Below are 2,387 nucleotides of genomic sequence, written 5' to 3'. Positions count from 1 at the left end.
TCGACGTCGATATCGAAAAAGGATTATGGACTGTAATTATTCACCCCATCTGCTTCAGCTGGATAATCTAAGCGTCTGGTTGCGGATTCATGGTCCGGGGGCTTTGCAAACTGGGCGTAAACTGTATAAAGGACGCGTAGTCACGCCTTTGGCGTGATTAATCAAAACCGTAAAACACCAAACCTGATTCAATGCATGTTACAGAATAGATCCTGGCTATCAAACCAGTGTGTAGGTTTTGATTTACGCTTCCTTGGAGTGAGTTTTTACGTCCTGTTTGCAAAGTCCCCGGACCATGGTGAATAATTACTATGGATTAAGGGGATAACCGCCACCATTCTAACAGCCGCCGAGGTGAAAATAAATCACCTGTCCAGAAGATACATGGGATCCACTGCATCTCCCAGCACATAAACCCCGAGATGCAGATGAGGGCCGGTAGCCCTGCCGGTCATGCCCACTTCTCCTACTTTCTCACCCTGGGATACAAAGACATCCTCCTGCACATCAATGCTGCTCAAATGCATGTAAAGAGAATGGATGCCCTGGCCGTGATCCAGGATAACCGTCTTCCCTCCGTAATAAAAGTCACCGGTGAGCACCACCCTGCCGTCTGTTACGGCCTTTACCGGCGTGCCTTCAGGTCCCCTGAAGTCCACTCCCTGGTGCGCGGACCTGGGCTGGCCGTTTAAAAACCTCTGAACGCCGAATGGAGAACTGACGTCTCCCGGAACAGGCTCTTTAAAATCTTCTTCCCAGTACCTGTCCATGGTCAGGGTGCTAAGGGCGGAGCGGATCTGCTCTCTGTCCCGGGCGATGCGGTCATGGACCTCCTGGGGAGGGGTAACCATCTCCTCGGGCAGGCTCAGGTGCTGCTCCGGGTAATCCTTGTCCTTTACAGATATTTTAAAAGTCTTTTCCAGGCTTTCTCCATCCAGGTCAAACACCAGGCTCAGTTCATGTTCTCCTGTTTTATCCAGTCCGGCACCAAGAAGCACCCTCTGCTCCCCGGGCAGATCCACGGGAACTGCAAACTCCCTGTCCATCCAGGCGACCTTTATTCCCGCCGGCTTATCATCAGAACTGATATCCACCCAGAAAGGTTCACCCCGGCCGACTTCAGAGGGGACCTGTACATCCAGGGCATAAACCGGCATAGCCCAGAAAAAAATCAGCAGCAGGGAAAAGAGAATTTTCCTGATCATTTGCTCATCCTAACGCGGGCCATGTCCGCAACCCAAATAAGAAGATTATTGAACCACAAAGACACGAAGATCACAAAGTTTAAGACAGTAAGGAGGGTATTTTTTGAAAACCGGGAAACGGTTTTCAAAAAGGATGCCTTTTCATTTGCCGTTTTCCCGGCAAATGAAAAACCCTTTGTGCTTTCTTCCTTTGTGTCCTTTGTGCCTTCGTGGTTCAAACTTTCTTGTTTTTTGTGACATGGTTTCAGGATTAAGTCACTGACATGATTGACATTTGTATACAATTTGACAATCCGTGATCATAACGGATAATGGTCAAAGCCATGCAATACGGCAACAAAAGCGAACATACCCGGAGCAAGTGCATCAAATGCGGCCAGTGCTGCCGCAGAAACAGCCCGGCCCTGCATCAGGAAGATCTCCCCCTTATAACCGGAAAAAGCCTCGGCCGAAACACCCTGATTCTATACCGCAGGGGAGAACCGGCCCTGGACAATGTCATGGGCACTCCCGTGCTCCTGGGCAGGGAAATGATCAAAATCAGGTCAGCAAATGCCGGTCACCGGGGATGTCTGTTCCTGGACCAGCATTCCGGGCATTGCAGCATTTACGGTTCCAGGCCCATGGAGTGCAGCCTCCTGGAATGCTGGAACCCTGACCCCCTGATGAACTACTACCAGAAAAACCGCCTCACCAGGGCGGATATATTTCCCAAAGGCTCGGCCATGGACGAGCTCATCTGCATGCACGAGGAGAAATGCCCTGTTACAGAACTATCTTACATGCTGCAACAGGAAATAAACGCCCCCGGGACGCTGCGTGAAGAAATAAACAGCCTCCTGGCTTTTGACGATTCCTTTCGGCAGGGCTTTCAGGAAAAAACCGGGGCTCATGAAGAGGACATGCTCTTCTATTTTGGCCGTCCCCTGAAGGACCTGGTCCGCCCTCTAAGGGATTTCCTGAAACTAAATCCAGACGGCAAAATATGACAATCACTCCTCCACCAGCTCATCCGCCCTGTCCCTGGCCATACGGGCAAGGTCTTCCCCGGCCTCGGCCATAGCCTGGATGGAGTCCCTGGAAAAGCCTCCCTTCTCTACCCTTCTAAAAATCCACTGGACCTGGTAGAGTACATCAAGGCCGGCTTCGGCAATTTGCGGCGTTGAGACCCGGTCCACTATC

3 protein-coding genes are annotated in these 2,387 nt (G+C 51.2%); 1 reads left to right on the top strand and 2 read right to left on the bottom strand.

Features of this window, described 5'->3' with window-relative positions; all coding sequences use genetic code 11:
• Window positions 1-365: 365 nt before the first annotated feature.
• On the bottom strand, window positions 366-1,205 hold the full coding sequence (locus D5S03_RS05270; protein WP_008870658.1) for a M23 family metallopeptidase: 840 nt from the start codon (window positions 1,203-1,205) through the stop codon (window positions 366-368).
• 323 nt (window positions 1,206-1,528) lie between these two features.
• Between D5S03_RS05270 and D5S03_RS05265 the strand changes: the two genes are divergently transcribed.
• On the top strand, window positions 1,529-2,194 hold the full coding sequence (locus tag D5S03_RS05265; RefSeq protein ID WP_287042888.1) for a YkgJ family cysteine cluster protein: 666 nt from the start codon (window positions 1,529-1,531) through the stop codon (window positions 2,192-2,194).
• 3 nt (window positions 2,195-2,197) lie between these two features.
• Here D5S03_RS05265 and D5S03_RS05260 read toward each other — a convergent pair.
• On the bottom strand, window positions 2,198-2,387 hold a 190-nt coding region (locus D5S03_RS05260; RefSeq protein WP_287042887.1), incomplete at its 5' end, for a hypothetical protein.

Source organism: Desulfonatronospira sp. MSAO_Bac3, assembly GCF_003838035.1.
Taxonomy (GTDB): Bacteria; Desulfobacterota; Desulfovibrionia; order Desulfovibrionales; family Desulfonatronovibrionaceae; genus Desulfonatronospira; species Desulfonatronospira thiodismutans.
The sequence above is the reverse complement of the archived record's forward strand: the minus strand, read 5'-3'. Positions and strand labels throughout refer to the sequence as shown.